This window comes from Clostridium sediminicola (assembly GCF_050402865.1).
GTDB lineage: Bacteria > Bacillota > Clostridia > Clostridiales > Clostridiaceae > Clostridium_AF > Clostridium_AF sediminicola.
In genome coordinates this window covers 56,794-72,586 of record NZ_BAABMF010000022.1, presented here as the reverse complement: position 1 = coordinate 72,586, position 15,793 = coordinate 56,794, and the positions used below count along the sequence as shown (strand labels likewise).

The 15,793-nt window shown below is 31.0% G+C and carries 17 protein-coding genes and 1 pseudogene; 2 read left to right on the top strand and 16 right to left on the bottom strand.

What is annotated here, in order from left to right:
• Positions 1-444: 444 nt before the first annotated feature.
• The 7 genes from ACQ3F0_RS23155 to ACQ3F0_RS23125 all read right to left on the bottom strand — a co-directional run bounded on the left by ACQ3F0_RS23155 (position 445) and on the right by ACQ3F0_RS23125 (position 9,254).
• On the bottom strand, positions 445-975 hold the full coding sequence (locus ACQ3F0_RS23155; RefSeq protein WP_428868167.1) for a sigma-70 family RNA polymerase sigma factor: 531 nt from the start codon (positions 973-975) through the stop codon (positions 445-447).
• A 248-nt stretch (positions 976-1,223) separates the two neighbouring features.
• Positions 1,224-3,245: a DUF2813 domain-containing protein gene (locus tag ACQ3F0_RS23150; RefSeq protein ID WP_428868166.1), complete on the bottom strand. Its 2,022-nt coding sequence runs from the start codon at positions 3,243-3,245 to the stop codon at positions 1,224-1,226.
• A gap of 375 nt (positions 3,246-3,620) precedes the next feature.
• On the bottom strand, positions 3,621-5,990 hold the full coding sequence (locus ACQ3F0_RS23145; protein WP_428868165.1) for a virulence-associated E family protein: 2,370 nt from the start codon (positions 5,988-5,990) through the stop codon (positions 3,621-3,623).
• Positions 5,990-7,948: a DNA polymerase gene (locus ACQ3F0_RS23140; RefSeq protein WP_428868164.1), complete on the bottom strand. Its 1,959-nt coding sequence runs from the start codon at positions 7,946-7,948 to the stop codon at positions 5,990-5,992. Before ACQ3F0_RS23140 ends, ACQ3F0_RS23145 begins: the two co-directional genes overlap by 1 nt.
• A gap of 20 nt (positions 7,949-7,968) precedes the next feature.
• Positions 7,969-8,493: a DUF2815 family protein gene (locus ACQ3F0_RS23135; RefSeq protein ID WP_428868163.1), complete on the bottom strand. Its 525-nt coding sequence runs from the start codon at positions 8,491-8,493 to the stop codon at positions 7,969-7,971.
• A 75-nt stretch (positions 8,494-8,568) separates the two neighbouring features.
• Positions 8,569-8,874, bottom strand: coding sequence for an rRNA biogenesis protein rrp5 (locus tag ACQ3F0_RS23130; protein ID WP_428868162.1), 306 nt, complete (start codon positions 8,872-8,874; stop codon positions 8,569-8,571).
• Positions 8,875-9,065: 191 nt separating this feature from the next.
• Complete coding sequence (locus ACQ3F0_RS23125; protein ID WP_428868161.1) at positions 9,066-9,254, bottom strand: helix-turn-helix transcriptional regulator; 189 nt, start codon at positions 9,252-9,254, stop codon at positions 9,066-9,068.
• 156 nt (positions 9,255-9,410) lie between these two features.
• On the opposite strand from ACQ3F0_RS23125, the gene ACQ3F0_RS23120 reads away from it, so the two are divergent.
• Together ACQ3F0_RS23120 and ACQ3F0_RS23115 are read left to right on the top strand one after the other, a co-directional pair.
• Positions 9,411-9,818, top strand: coding sequence for a helix-turn-helix domain-containing protein (locus ACQ3F0_RS23120; RefSeq protein ID WP_428868160.1), 408 nt, complete (start codon positions 9,411-9,413; stop codon positions 9,816-9,818).
• Positions 9,819-9,859: 41 nt separating this feature from the next.
• Positions 9,860-10,372, top strand: coding sequence for an ImmA/IrrE family metallo-endopeptidase (locus tag ACQ3F0_RS23115; protein WP_428868159.1), 513 nt, complete (start codon positions 9,860-9,862; stop codon positions 10,370-10,372).
• Positions 10,373-10,484: 112 nt separating this feature from the next.
• On the opposite strand, the gene ACQ3F0_RS23110 is transcribed toward ACQ3F0_RS23115, so the two are convergent.
• The 9 genes and pseudogenes from ACQ3F0_RS23110 to ACQ3F0_RS23070 all read right to left on the bottom strand — a co-directional run bounded on the left by ACQ3F0_RS23110 (position 10,485) and on the right by ACQ3F0_RS23070 (position 15,650).
• On the bottom strand, positions 10,485-11,846 hold the full coding sequence (locus ACQ3F0_RS23110; RefSeq protein ID WP_428868158.1) for a transglutaminase-like domain-containing protein: 1,362 nt from the start codon (positions 11,844-11,846) through the stop codon (positions 10,485-10,487).
• 520 nt (positions 11,847-12,366) lie between these two features.
• On the bottom strand, positions 12,367-12,672 hold the full coding sequence (locus ACQ3F0_RS23105) for a hypothetical protein (protein WP_428868157.1): 306 nt from the start codon (positions 12,670-12,672) through the stop codon (positions 12,367-12,369).
• 64 nt (positions 12,673-12,736) lie between these two features.
• Positions 12,737-13,183: a hypothetical protein gene (locus ACQ3F0_RS23100; protein ID WP_428868156.1), complete on the bottom strand. Its 447-nt coding sequence runs from the start codon at positions 13,181-13,183 to the stop codon at positions 12,737-12,739.
• A gap of 128 nt (positions 13,184-13,311) precedes the next feature.
• Positions 13,312-13,560 (bottom strand): MafI family immunity protein, encoded by a 249-nt coding sequence (locus tag ACQ3F0_RS23095; RefSeq protein WP_428868155.1) that lies wholly within the window; start codon positions 13,558-13,560, stop codon positions 13,312-13,314.
• Positions 13,561-13,615: 55 nt separating this feature from the next.
• A pseudogene (locus ACQ3F0_RS23090) lies at positions 13,616-13,899 on the bottom strand (CPCC family cysteine-rich protein).
• Between the two features lie 107 nt (positions 13,900-14,006).
• Positions 14,007-14,192: a hypothetical protein gene (locus tag ACQ3F0_RS23085; protein WP_428868154.1), complete on the bottom strand. Its 186-nt coding sequence runs from the start codon at positions 14,190-14,192 to the stop codon at positions 14,007-14,009.
• Between the two features lie 103 nt (positions 14,193-14,295).
• Complete coding sequence (locus tag ACQ3F0_RS23080; protein ID WP_428868153.1) at positions 14,296-14,715, bottom strand: hypothetical protein; 420 nt, start codon at positions 14,713-14,715, stop codon at positions 14,296-14,298.
• 94 nt (positions 14,716-14,809) lie between these two features.
• Positions 14,810-15,127, bottom strand: a complete 318-nt coding sequence (locus ACQ3F0_RS23075) for a hypothetical protein (protein ID WP_428868152.1) — start codon at positions 15,125-15,127, stop codon at positions 14,810-14,812.
• A gap of 133 nt (positions 15,128-15,260) precedes the next feature.
• Positions 15,261-15,650: a barstar family protein gene (locus tag ACQ3F0_RS23070; protein ID WP_428868150.1), complete on the bottom strand. Its 390-nt coding sequence runs from the start codon at positions 15,648-15,650 to the stop codon at positions 15,261-15,263.
• Positions 15,651-15,793 lie beyond the last annotated feature (143 nt).

The following is a 15,793-nucleotide window of genomic DNA, read 5'->3' as shown; positions in this document are numbered from 1 at the left end:
GCTCCCAGGAATTTAACGTCAATAACTCTATTCAAAATAATTTAGTTTCACTAGTTAGGGTTTACACTAAAAATATGAATATTCGTACTTGTTTCTATACTTTTATTATACGAGGAATTTATAAATTTTTTTAGGGATTTTATATATGTCAAATGCAGTTATATCAATATATCGCAATATTATGTAATATTTTTACATTAATTTATAAATTCCATCCATCAGTGCTGAGAAGAAGCATATATAGCGTAAAAGTCATCGTAACAAACTTTAGAAATTCTTATTTATTTTTGTAATATATGCGTTAAGAAAAATTATTGTTTGAGCATGCGAGTTAGAATTTTTTAGCAGATATTTAAGAAAATAAATTAGAATTTCTTAGTGAAGTGGAGTGACTTTCTAGCTATATATGCATTTGTTCTTCTATTTTTTCTTTTCTAAAACTAATTATAAGTAACTTTTCAAATCTTTTAAGGCTTTTTTCTTTATATAATAAAGCTGTTTTGCTGGCACTTTTATTTCCTTGGAAATTTCTCCTATTGATTTACTATTCAAATAAAAATCAATTACAATTTTTCTATGTTGGGGTTCCAATTTATTCATGGCAATTTCCATCTTCTCTATCTGCTGATAAGCTATAACCTGATCCTCAATTGTGAAGGAATACTCTGATGGATTTTGATCTAGTGTATGACTTTCTGGTACCTCTCGATTATGTTTTATCTTATTCCTCAGCAAATCTTTCATATTATTTCTAACAGCCATTGATACGTAAGCTCCAAAAGGAGTTGTACCTATCTCATAAAGTTTTACAGCTTTTATAATGCTCAAATAGCAATGCTGCACCAAATCTTCAAAGTCATAACCAGGTATATGGTATTTGGATGCCTGGCTTATTGCAAGTGGAGTATATTTATCTATAATCCCCTGAAGTGCCTTTTCATCCCCTTCTTTTGCTTTTCCAATTAACTCTTTCATTATTATCACCCCTTTTTTCAGTTGACAGTTTTCAGTTGACAGTTATTGATACCTTTCACTAACGTGAAAGCTTTTAATTTATATAAAAGATTAAATTATTCTTTTACGGAGTAAAAGAACATTGTTCCATCATCGAAGATGATAAAAACTTAATTAAAAGCTTTCGCATAAGCGAAAAGGTGTCCTTTACTGTAAACTGTAAACCGTCAACTGTAAACTACTCTATCAACTTACAACTTACAACTAAATCAAAACCCTGGTCCTTCCCCAATCACATCTTTATATTCCTGAAACTCATCATCTCTAACAACATCATCCCCAATCTCATCCACATCAACCACTAATACAGAGTCATTACTTACCCTCAAATTCACTATCTGGCTTTTGCTTTCAACTATTCTGTTTATACTTTCTCTATTATCAATAAATATTGGTGCGCTTACTTTGAAGTGTTTTGTTAAGGTGTTTATTATATCCATGCCTCCGTTGAATTTGGCTGCATTGTTGGCATCTTCATAGGGAACTCCATCAATTAAAGTATCACAGCATTCTTCAAGTGCCCCATTGACAAGGGTGTTAAAAAGCTTGAATTTCACTCTAGAGAATTTACTGTTTATTCTCTCTTCCAGCAAGTCTACTTTTGTTCGAATGAATTTTTCACATAAGAATTCTTTTCTTTCCAATTCTGCTATGAAATTGCCCAATTCTTTTTCTCTATCCCTTAATTCTCCCATCCTTATTTCCGCTTTCTCGTATTGAGTTTTTAACCCTAGAGAATTTTTAAGCTTGTCCAGCTCATCGCTTTTTTCCTTTCTTTCCCTTTTCAATTTATTTATCTCATCCTCATCACATATGACTTGTACCTGCTGAAGCTGATTTATTTCTTCTTTAAGTTTTTTGTATTCATCTGTTTCTTCAAATTGAGCTATAGTGAAGTTTTCATATTCCTCTTTCAATAGGATTAATTCCTCTTGTAGCGATTGTTTTTCTCTATTTAGCCCCTCTATAACCTTTTCTAATCTTTCCTCTTCATCATTCATATTATTAAGCTTTTTAGTGAGGTTTTTACCTTCCTCATTAATATTATTTAATTTACTTTTCTTATCTCTCTTAAAATTGCTCTGCATTTCTGCTTTTTTATCTTCTATACTATTTTTAGGTAATTCTCTCCCACAAGTTGGACAAACAAAATCATTTTCTTCGAACTCTAGTGTTTTTTTTTCTAAGTTAAACCATTCTTCTCTTAGATCTTGAACTTTTAGAGTAAGGTTACTTTTTTCTGTTTTTATCCTTTGAAGGTTTTGTGTTTTAATTTTTATTCCAAAATTAATCTCTAAGATTTGCTGCTCCATATTGAATATCTGCTGCTGCAGATGTAATTTGGGTTCTCTAGATCTTTGGAGGTACTCACCTTTTATTTCTCTCAATCTATCTTTTTTTGAATATAAAGCCTCCACATTTTTATCTATTTCTAAATAGTCTTTTGTAAGTCCATCTAATTTTTTATCTATAGCCTCAACTTCCCTGCTTAGAATATTCTTTCTCTTTTCTATTTCCACAAAATTCATTTGAGGGATATGCTGAATTGAGTTATTTAATTCATCTAGTCTAAAGGGAATTGACTTAATTTCTTCGTTTAATTTCTTTTTCCTAATTGCTAATGTTTTTTGGAAATCTTCCAGGGATTTATCTCCTATTAAATCTGAAAACCCTTTTAACTCTCTGTTTGAATTAATCACTTCAGTGAGAGAAAGATCCCCGACCACAGTAAGCAAAATCTCTCTTCTTTTTTTCCAGCTAAGGCTATTATTAAAATACAGTGGATTTGTAATGAGCTTGAAAATATTCTCTGGAACCAAGGAATTTACAGTTTCTGTATACTCTTTCTTTTGCACTGGTAGATCATTTACTATATATTCTGTAATATGCCCTGTTAGGGTTTTGGTAGCTTGCCCTCGTTTCTTGGTCCATTTTTCTCTATAAACCTTTTTTAGTTTTAATTCTTTTTCATTAACAGAGAGAACTACTTCAACTTCATGATTCAGCCCAGGAAGCACCACCCCATTCCTATCATAGGTTTTAATAGAAAAATCTTTTCTATCTCTGCTATCTTTGTCAAAGAAAATCCAGGTAAAGGCATCAAATATTGTAGTTTTACCAGAAGCATTCTCACCATATACATCTGTAGTCTCTCCAAAATAAATACTAAACTTCTTCATTCCCTTAAAATTCTTTAAATGTAATTCCTTTAACTTAATAATTTTATTCATATACTCCTCCTCCGAGTCGGCTTAACAATTAGACCTACTTTTCTTTCAAAAATATGAGGCATTTATCATTTTTTGAAAGAATATAGTAGGAATTATTGATAAACGATCTCTTTCCATATATCCTTAAATTAAGTCTCAGTAGGTTTGTCTACATGTAAGCATATAAATTTCTATTTTCTTATTATATTGATATAGGGTATATAGGTGATTAATCAATATAGCTACCACCCTAATTCCCCTATAAGCAAAATCCCTGTTTCCATTGTTTACAAAGCATATACCCCAGTAAAATAGCGACTTCACCCTGTAAACGCTACTGAAACCTTATGATTGCATGCTTACATATACAGATTCTACTGCGAAATTTGATTTATATTAAATTCTACGGAAACCTCTTTGGGTTCCATAATTATTATTAAACCTTAGTGAATTAACCCTTCTCCAACCAGGGGTATTTTGGATAATATTATTAATCTCCTTTGCATCATATCTAGTCATCATAGAGATATCTTTCTGGAAACATTCCTCCCAAACCATTTGAGCACATACTTTATTAATCTTAACTGCATCTGATGGTTTGTTTTGCCCTAATGACATATGCAAATAGGTTCTTCTTTGACTAATATCCATATCATACCAATCAGGTGGCACCAAGGTTTCTAAGTAAAATCTTATGCTCTCAGCAATAGGGTTTTCCTGGGTATGAGCATTCTGTAATTCACTTGCTCCCCTTTCAATATTCTTTGAAAGAGCTATGGTTTCTCCTTTTTCAAAATAGAACTTAGCTTCTGCCCATATCTGATCTACTTCTTTTTCTGTTAAATCAGTCCAAATATCTTTAGTGCCTCCACCTTCAACTGTAATAGGTAAAAATCTTCTATTACCTGTTGGATCATTTAGAAAATCGTAATCATTGGTAGTTCCGAAGAATACACATTGTCTTTTAAATGTTTCATTATACCGCCCATAAGCTACCCTAAAAGTATCCTCTGATTTAGAAATAAAGTGCTTAACAGCCTCAACATCTGCTTTCTTTGTGGCATTAAGCTCAGCCATTTCTAAAATCCAAGCTCCTTGAAGCTGCTCATAAGCTTCTTTACCTTTTACAGTTATTAAGGAATCAGAGTGCCACTCCTTTCCAATCTTTTTAATTATTTGGCTTTTACCTATCCCTTGCTTTCCAACAAGAACAACAATGTAATCAAACTTTTCTCCAGGTCTGTAAATTCTAGTTACCGCCGCTAGGAATATCTTTCTTGTAAATGCTCTCACACATGGACTATCTACTGCCCCAAGGTAATCAATCATAATTGTTTCAAGTCTTTCTTTCCCATCCCACTGAAGATTCGCCAAATATTCTTTAATAGGATGAAAGGCATTCTTATCAGCAACTTCACTGAAGGCATCATTTATCACATTAGCTCCTTTGATTCCATAAACAGCAAAAAGATAATTTCTAAGACTAGCTTCGTCAGAATCCCTCCAATATTCACCTCTCTCCATCTTTCTCCAAGGCAAATCATCTTTTATAGCAATCCTATGAATAAAATCATTAATGCCAATTTTTCCTTTAAGGGCTGAGTCATTTTGGAGAATCAAAATAACATTAGGGGCACTTCCCACAATATTACCCTTTTGATCTCTTTTAAGTTCCAAGAGCCACTCCATTTCATTTTCCTTAAAATCCTCTTCAGCAATGTTTAACTGTTCTTTTCCAAGTGTCATTTTTACTTTATTATCAGATAAAGCTAAATCAATCATGGCTTTATAAGAGGGAAGCTTATTAACTGGAGTCTCTTCCTTTGCAGTTATATCAAGCTCCGCAAATTTATGAATCCTAACAAGATCAAAGGCATTGCAAAGTCTTCCATTTGCGGGATCAGTTCCATGATGAGAATAAGCAAAATCCCCTTCCTCATAAATAATAAGTCCACCTGAGGAAGTTCCTTTAATATATGAATATCTTGTAGGATCCTCACAAGGAGCATAAATATTTTTCAAATATGCATCTATAACTTCAGGTATGGAATAGCTGCGACAAAATGCTCCCACCACACCTTTTTTTTCTTTTGGATTTCCTTGTTTATCTGCAAGTTTCATTCTTTTAATCATGGTTCTAGATGACTGGGGCCAATAGGTCTGTTCTTTCCAATCCTTGTATCTAGCTAATACCTTATCTGGATCTAACCAAGGCTCATCAATATATTTAAATATAAATTCCCCATCCTTTGAGGTGGAGGGCCAGTACATAAGTCTATGAGGTTCATAGGTTGTATCATCGAAAAAATCTATTCCAATATCTCCAGCAATTCTTCTTGAAATTGCTCCATATTCATCAGCAGTTACTTTTCTTTTTAAAGGTATTACTAATCTTAAACGGGGATTGTCCTTACTATTCTTATGGGTAGAATACATGGCGGCTCCGCAGCAGAGAATGGTTTCAACAGATGCCCACAAATCCCCCTTAACAAAGTCAGCATCAAGGGTTATAAGTTGCCTATTCACTAAGGTGTCCCGTCTTCTACTGCCATTTAAAACTCCTCCAACAAATCCACCAATATCTTTTATCTCATCCTGCTGCTTCTTTGGAAGTTTTAAATATTCCTTAAAAGTTTCTGAAGTACGAGTAGTTCTACTAATCCTTTTAAGAAACTCTGACCAAAGAATCTTTTTATTTTTCCAGCTTAATTCTTTTCTACTTCTCCCCGTTGAGATAACTATTGTTCCATCATTTTTCATTTTCATCAATCTTTCTTATAATAGTCTGTTTCAAATCCTTCAGCCCTCAAAGGAAGTGAGGGTGCCCACTCCATAGGTTTTTCCATAATGCTCTTTACTTCTTCTAAACTTCCAAAACCATTAGGAACATCTAAAATAACCTCATCATGTACATGAAATACAGTTTTGTATCCCCTTTTTTCTAGGCTAATTAATGACTCAGCTAAGCAATCTCTAGCAATTGCTTGTACTATATTTTCAACAAGTTTTCCTCCATAAGTACTTAGCCGCCCCCACTGCTTACTTTTTTGATTTATACCTTCATAGGTGAGTTTGAGTTTGTTAAAACTAGGGTCTTTTTCGATTCTTGGGGTTAAATAAGAGAGGCTTCTTCCAGAGGGAAGTTTTATAAAAAGGATTCCTCTTTTATAAATAAATCTAAGTCCATATTGCATAGCTACAACTTTCTTTTGGTTTACTGCAGTAATAGCAGCCTTTTCCACCTGACGCCACAGCTTAACTATATTAATATTAGATTCTCTCCAAGCAGTTACAATTGCAGGTAGTTCCTCTTCTTTTAGTCCCATCTTTAAAGCCCCCATAGCAATCAAAGCACCTTTCCCCCCTTGATAACCACAGGCTAAGGTTGCAACTTTCCCCTTTTGCCTAAGTTTATACTCTTCTCTTCCCTTAACAATAAGCTCCATTGGAACATTGAACATCTTACTTGCAGTCATTTCATAAATCTTTCCATGGCTTTTGAAAGTATCAATAACCCAGTTTTCACCTGCAAGCCAAGCTATAACTCTGGCTTCTATGGCACTATAATCAACAATAATAAATCTTGAACCAGAGGATGGTATAAAAGCTGTCCGTATTAATTGTGACAAAAGATCTGTCACACTAGGATAAAGTATTTCTAGCATTTCATTATCTCCTGCCTTAAGTAACTTTCGGGCATATTCTAAATCTTTCATATTATTTCTAGGCAAATTATGAATTTGAACTAATCTCCCTGCCCATCTTCCTGTTCGACTTGCACCATAAAACTTCATAAGTCCTCTAAGACGGTGGTCTTTACAAAGAGCTCTTTCCATGGCTTCATACTTTTTAACAGAGGTTTTTGATAACTCCTGACGAAGCTGCAAAACCCTCTTAATAGGACCTTCCTCCACCTGTTCAAGGAATTGCTTAACCTTTGTCTTTGATAAACTCTCAACCTTTAAACCTGTTTTTTCAAGCCATTCCTTCAATTGTGCTGGACTGTTTGGGTTTGTAAGCTTTGTGATATTAATAGCTTCTTTCATTAATTTTTCTTCATAAGCCCCATGACATTTAATAGCGTTTTGGACCAATTCCTTGTCCACTTTAACTCCAAAATCATTAATCCTTTGATCCAACTGCCAAAGCTTCCATTGTTTTTCTAGCATAGGGTAATTCTCTAGTTTTCTACGGATATTTCTTTCTACCTCAACATCTAAAACACAGTATCTTTTATAAATATCCCATTTCTCTCTGTTATCCTTTGGCAAGTTTCTCTCTCTCATGCCGTTTGATTTGGTAGCAGTGCAAGACATTGAAAAATACCTAATAAGTGCCTTACCTTCTTTCATTTTTTGATAATGACATTTCAAAATTTTAGCCACATTATCCAAACTAGAGGGAAGTCCAAGTACTAAAGCCTGAACAGCTGTACACCTCCACTGCTCCGGTGGCATAGGTAAATTAAAATACTTTGATAAACAGGTTCTTTCGAAATTTGCATTAAAGGCTGTTTTTATAATATTAATATCACTTAAAGCCTTTACTACTTTAGGAGGAATTTTTTCTCCACTTTTTAAGTCAACAACCTTTACATCTTCATCATCAAAGGCATAGGCAAACAATAAAATTTCAAAATCCTCTGCTTCTGTATAAGCATAAACCCCACATTTTCTGAGGTCTAAGCTGGAATAGGTTTCTATGTCTATAGTTAATATTGGCACTAAATCAACTCCTTTAATAATTAATCAAGGAAGTCATCAAAATCATCTTCTGCTCTACTTCTTCCACTTAATTGAGTTCCCTCTTCTAACTTTTGTAAATTATGAAGGGCGCAAGCTATTCCTGTATTTCCATTAGAATTATAGGCATAAAAAACAATGCTAGCCCTTCCATAACATCCGCTGTAAAACTTACTTTCTTCCACAATTGCCTTAAGATTTCTATCTACTATTCCAGGTTTTAAATTGCTATTTGCATTAATATAGTAAGTATTTTCATAAGCTTCATCTTCAGCTCTTTCAGCATCCCCATCATGAATAGGCAGCTTGAGATTTTCTGGTGTCACTGTTGTAAGCTTTGCGGCACCTTCTTTTTTTGCTAACTCAATAGCTTGTCCAATCTTGCTTATAGTTACCTTATCTGACTTAGGTATAATAATACATACTGAATACTTCTCATCCCCACCATTTATTGACTTTGGCTGCCACACATTTGCATAGGAAAATCTAACTTTCCCTGTTATCACCTTTGTTGAATTGTTTGTCATACTTATCACTCCCTTTATTTAGTTAAGGAAAGAGATCCTTTAAGAATAACTTCTACTAATTCTTAAGCCGACTCTCTATATTTCTTCTGCTGCTTTTATGAGTTGTCCATAGTTTTCTTTGGCAACATCAGTCAACTTAGTTCCTCCAAAGCTTTTGATAAGTTCCTTAACCTTTACTTGTTTACCTTCCTGAGCTTTCTTTGCTAGTAATTCTCTTACATCTTCTAGGGTGATTTCAATTTTTGTTTCTTTTTCTTTTACTTCTTCTACTTTTAATGGAATGTCCCCCCTAAGACTTCCTAGTGGTAAAGCTTCTGCTAAAGCCAATAGAGCTGCGTAAAGCTCTGGTGATTCTAATCTTACTTTTAAGTTAATATCCATTTATAAAACTCCTTCAGAGTCGGCTTAAGAATTACACTTGCTTTTCCTTGAAAATATGAGGCTTTAATCATTTTTCAAAGAAATTAGCAAGAGTTATTCTTAAACGATCTCTTTCATATTGATAAATTAAAATTTTAATTAGTGCTTCGAATATTTTTGTGCGTTATCAGAACGTTTTATTCTTAATTAAGTTAAAAAAATAGATTGTCTACTGTTGTTCCGAACAAATCTGCAATCTTTTTAGCTAAGGCAAGACCTGGTTTTCTTCTATTATTTTCAATCATATTCACATAATCCTTACAAATACCTAGTTCATCTGCCAGCTCCACTTGTGAAAAACCTTTGCTTTCTCTGCAATGAACAAACACCATATTTTTCATAACATTCCAACACCTCCCTTGTTCGTATAAATAAATTATATCGAATGTTTTGTTCAATGTAAATCGAACAAAATGTTTTTTTGAATGTTTTTTTCATTTTATTGACATTAATCGAACAATTTGTTATTATAGGATTAGAAATTGGAGGTGAATCTTATGCTATTTGGTGATAGAATTAAACAATTAAGAGAGCATGCAGGAATGACCCAAGTTGAACTTGGTAAATTAATTGGTGTTTCTGATAGAGTTCTAGGATATTATGAATCAAATGAAAGATTCCCTAAAAAACAAGATGTTATTATTAAACTTGCTTCAACATTTAATGTTTCAGTTGACTATCTTCTTGGTACGGATGGTTCCTTTATGCAAGATGCTGGTGAAAAATATGGCTATGTTGGTCACAAGCAAGCACAAGGTGTACTAAAGAATGTTGAAATGTTATTTGCAGGTGGAGAATTAGTTGAAGATGATAAAGATGAAGTTTTTAGAATAATTTCAGAACTTTATTTTGATGCAAAAAAGAAAAACAAGGAAAAATACGGTAGAAAGAAAAAAGAAAAATAGTTTATTCTTTTTATTTTTAACACCTATTGGGAGGGCCTTTAGTGAATTGTTCAAACATTTCAAAATGTACTATTAAATTAGCAAGAACATATGAAACGAGAGATCCCTTTAAAATTGCTGAATATATTGGTATTAATTTGCAATATAACAAAATGCAAAATATTAAAGGATTTTATACTAAAATACTAAAGAATAGATATATTGTTATAAATAATAATATAGATAAAATAAGTGCTAAAATTGTTTGTACACATGAGATTGGACATGACCGCTTTCATAGAAATCTTGGTATTAAAACGTTTCAAGATGAAATGTGTGTTTCCTTAAAAACATCTACACCTGAAATTGAGGCAAACTATTTTACTGCAGAGTTCCTTATCACAGATAATGATTTTTTAGAACTAGCTACTAATGGATATACTTATTCTCAAATAGCTTGTATTCTAAATGTTCACACTGAACTTGCAATGATAAAAGCTCAACTACTAAATTCAAGAGGATATAATTTCAAGATTCCATATATCCCTCGTGCTAATTTTTTAGGGAAAGTTTAAAAACAAAACTAAGTTAAATTTTTAAAGAAGGTTGTTTATATATGGACAACCTTCTTTTTTGCAATTTGGACAATTAGGTACAATAATTTTCTTTATTTTGTTCTAGTATTTATCACTTCTTTTCATGGATCTCAACTATTTCTTTTATACTCTCAAAGTCTCCAACACACAGTCCACAATCTGAATATTCTGCTTCTCCTAGCTGATTATCATATGGATCTATTCTGAAGAATTTTTTATCTGGTGTGAAATCCCCCTGAAAATCTGAATTAGCAACCATTCTAAATGGATCTAAGTTTCCAAAATAGTAATTCCATACTTTTGTGTTACCTCTTCTATAAGCACTTCCTCCAAAAGATAAATCAGCAAACAGCCACCCATATGGTTCTATATAGAATTGAGCCCAATCGTGGCAACCTATAAAATAAGGATTTACATAAAGTCCTGACTGCCATCTTGCAGGAACTCCAGCTATTCTACATAAGGTTATAAACAACAGTGCTTGTACCCCGCAGTCTCCTTTTAAATTGTATGCAGCATATTCTGGTATATTTACTATAGTTGAATAAGGTCTCATAAATGAATACTGTACATATTTAGTTATATAATCATATATTTTTCGCGCTTTTAATAAGGAATTACTTTCATCTCCAATTATTTCTTTAGTTAAATCCTTTAAAAATGGTGTAAATGTAATGTGTGGAGATAGTTCATCTGTATAAAAAGTTGGCTGCTCCTTTGTAACTTTTGAAGGATCTAAAACGTTATATTTTATATGATTTTCATAAGAATATTCAACTAAAAATTCATCCTCACCCTCAACAGTTTTCTCAAAATATATAGTTCTTTGGCTTGTTTCTTCTGGTGCTATAAAATTCTTTTCTGGAACAGTGGATAATATTTTAATATTTTTAATTTGCTCTGCTGGTTTTGGAATAGGAATATGTACTCTTATTTGTTCTCCTTTTCGAGATGCCTTTTCAGTAAGCTTGATACCTGCCTTAACTTTTATAGAGTATTTCTTTTCACCCTTTTCAATTATCTCATCTATTGTTTTGTATAAAACCTCTTGTTTTTTCTTACTTTCTTCATCTACATCTATTAATCTTTGTGATAATTTCTCGCAAACACTAGTAACTGTACCTAAAAATCTCCTGTTAAACATGACTTTTCCGTTTATATATACCCAATCAGCAAATCTTTCATCCTTTAATTCTTCTAATTCTTCTCTTGTAAAATCCTTAATCTTATCACATGCCATATCAAAAGCTTCATCGAAAGAGTATATATAATCCTCTTTAAATACTTTCATTATGTGTTTTTCATATTCTAGTCTCTTTTTTAATAATTCTGATATATTTCTTTTCATATATATATCTATAAGTTCTTCCGCTTTATTAAAATCTCCATACATAACACATTTTTCAACATCATCTGGTAATTTTAATTGTAAACACTCTAAACTTTTATTCATTAATGTTACCCCCTAAGTTAAACTAAATCCTACTACTATTATAATCTATTTTTTCTATATTTTAATTATATAGAAAAAATGCATATATAGCTAGAAAGTCACTCCACTTCACTAAGAAATTCTAATTTATAAATTCCTAGACAAAAATAAAACCTAGACCTCTACGATATCTTAATTATCTAAAGCAAAGCACCATAATTGGAATTATTTTTAGTCTGTTTTTAATATGTTCACCTTATTTTACTGTTGCGCCGTAACTTAAGAAGAGTACTTCTTACAGATTTGCTAATAGAAGTTCTATACTTTTCTATAATTGATTAAAATAAAAAACTGCATTTTTAAATAATGTATTAATTCAAAGAAATAATTTACCAGGTTATATACTGCAAAGAGAATTAAAAAAATACAAATAAATCGAGATACTTTTCTATCATATGCATTTTTGTATATTTTCTTATCTCTTTCAACAGCGGTAAAAACTACTAAAACAAATATTAAATAAACTGTATATAGAAACAGATTAATTTTTTTTACTTTTAATATCATTGATTGTTTTCATGAAAGCCGTAAGAGTTTCTCTATTATGTTCATTTTCATAAATACTATTTTTTATATTGTTATTATTAATACCTATAGTCCAATTATAACTTTTGTTTTTATTTAAAGTTTCTATTTTACAATAGTATGTCCCAATCTCTAATTCATATATACCTCTCTCTTGGTCATAAACTCTTGACGTATTAAGCATGTAAATCATAAAGATAGTGATTATAAAAAAAGCAGTCATTGAAGAAATTAATAATATTTTTTTGGTTTTGTTACTCAAAATATAGCCTCCTAAAAAACATGTTAAGAGCTGTTATTAGTTCGCAATTTTTTACAGTTGCGAATTAATTCACCGATTTCTTATTACATTTATAAAAACTAGTAATAATCACATATCCAAATATCAATTGAAATAGAGTTACATAGCTAGAACTATTTATCTGTAATTTAAGCCAAGGGAATCCTATTATATTCTGCCAAAACTGATTTTTACAATAAACTGCGAATTGCGTAATTGAAAAGTATAATGAAGGCACTCCAAGTAAAATTATCTTTGGAAAATTGAGTTTCCATAATCCTTCTTTTTTTATTTCACTAATAAAATATTCTATCCCTAATAATAATCCAATACCTATAGTAATTAACATACTAATAGTCAAAAGAGATAAATTAATTCGAAATTCTCGTTGAAAATAAGCTGTATACAGCCCTATAACATAATTCCTTATATATATCATTACAAATATTATTACAATATAGATTAAATATTTTAACCAAGATTTTATATTCATACTTACCTCCCTAATTAAATTGATATTAATCAATAAATCACAAGCCTGATTGCTTGTATGAAAATCATAACATATTTCTCAATTTTATACACATTCATCTTGCACAAAATAATACATTTAATTTTTCATTATCGTATTAGATATTTTAAGCTATCCCAAGTTGAAGAATCCATATCCATAATTTCTCCGACACTTATGACAGTATCATATATTGATTTTGTTATTGGTATTTTTTCTTCATACAATACTGCATATAATGTTTCTAATGCAATACCCCATTCATCATGTTCCAAAAATTCATATATATCCTCTTTGTCCTTCTCTGGAAACTCTATAATCTTCTCTATGATACATGTAATTTCAGCACTTATATTCATAATTTATACACCTCTTTACTTTGATAGTAAACTGACAATATAAGAATATTGCGTCTTATAAAATATTATTTTTTTCCCATACTGGCTTCCAATTTTCATCTTTTATATCACCACTAGTAGGCTTTCTTACATTGTCTGTCATTTCCATTTCACAAGCACCAAAGTTAATATAATTTCTTTGTGCTTGTCTTAATGTTACTCTTAAATTTGGACCATCCTTTGAATCAGGATTTTCAAATTGTAAAACGTCATCTTCCCAAAACAAATAGGACATATATCACATTTATGTTCCGTTTCTAATGTTTTATAACCACAGCAAGGACAAGTATATTTTTTCATTTTTATTTATAATCCTCCAATTAAAAATATGAGAAGTATCTAAAAATAATATTATATTTCAACATTTATTCTCTTTAACTGTTCTTTAATATTCCAGTGTTCAGGTTTTAATTCAGGACTGAACCACACCCCTCCAGATTTAATCCATTTTTTCTATATTCGTCATTATCGTCATATCCAAATTCACATCCACAACAATCACAAATATTATGAGATGGAATTTTTCCATCATTAAGGTATGGTTTTTCATCTAATACATTAAAACCACATACATGACAAATATACTTCTTCATATTCTCACCTCTATTATTGAGACCATTAGACGTATGGACTTTATTTAATGCTTTGGCTATGTTTAAAAGAACATAGATTATCCAATAATTAAATGGGATGACTTTAACACAAATATGTTCCATTCCATGATTTAATCTCTATTGTTTCGTCTTCCTCAATTTCTGGAATTTTATTATCTTTGATTATACAACTACTAACCCATGCACCCTTTTTCTTTATAACTGCAATTGCTATTTTTTCTTCTATAATTTCTTTGATAAAGTTAATTGCCAATTTAAAGTCATCTTCATCTGTTTCACCATAACCAAAATGTGTGTGATACCAATCAAACCCAACAGTTATTTCCTCATTATGTGTAGATATCCATAAATCATTATCTTTGTTATGAGGTGATGGTACTTCTATCAACAAGTATGCCTTATCATATCCTTCATATTCTTTAATCTCTTGGTACTTTTCAAATGTAGGAAATGCAGAATATAATATTTTTGAGAAATCTACAGAATATTCATTTAACTCCATTTTGTTCCTCCTTAAAATAAATCAATTTATTTCGTAATATCTAACGTAGTGTCGTAACTTATAAAATTATGAATCAAACTTAGATAAGTATCATTTACCAACCCCAATTATTATTCTCTTCTCCATAACCATGGACTTCAAAATTTAGTTCCTTCGCACGTTTATTTATTGATAGTAATAAATCCTTTTTGTATAAAGAAATACTATATGGTATCTCCCTATGATTATCTTCTATATATATGTCCTCACCATAAATAATGAAATTTAATCTGTCCATCTTCTTAATAATAAAGCGATTACATTCAAATTCACCATTTCTAATATGAGGATTTGTAATAAACTCATAAATTAAATCATACAATTCTTGAGAAGAAATCTCATCATTTAAAAAATAGTCTAATACATTTATCATAAATATCACCTCTACGATATCTTAATTATCTAAACAAAGCACCATAATTGGAATTATTTTTAGTCTGTTTTTAATATGTTCACCTTATATTACTATTGAGTCACAACTAAAAATAATTACGACTTGAAAATTACTATTCAAGAAATAATGTAACATTATAGTTATCTCTTATTATTTCGATTAACCATTCAAAGACCGTTGTTCCCTCATTATTTTCTGCTTTTTTAATATCATCACTTATGGCCGCTACACTAGATGGATGACAAGTTATTAATCGTTTTTTCAACTGGCATATCGTTTCTGCATAACCTAAATCTTTTCTTGATTTATAAGAGTCTTTCCAAATAATTGTATACTCTTCACCATCTCCGATATCTCCAAAACCACCAAAAATAATATCGTTAACCGTATCTAAGTTTCCTCTCCAAATATATTTTCCAGAAAGAACTTTTTCCGAAAATTCTTCACAAAATCCGTAGAAATCAGAAAATTTTGTTCCATCAACTGTAAATACTTTATTCAAATAATCCACCTCAATTAATATTAGTAAAAACACACATATTACAATTCTGAATTAACTCATATGGAAATTATAACAGATTTCTTATTGGACGCAAAAAAGAAAGCATGTTACTTCTACTACAACAAACATGCTTTTTCCTTTTC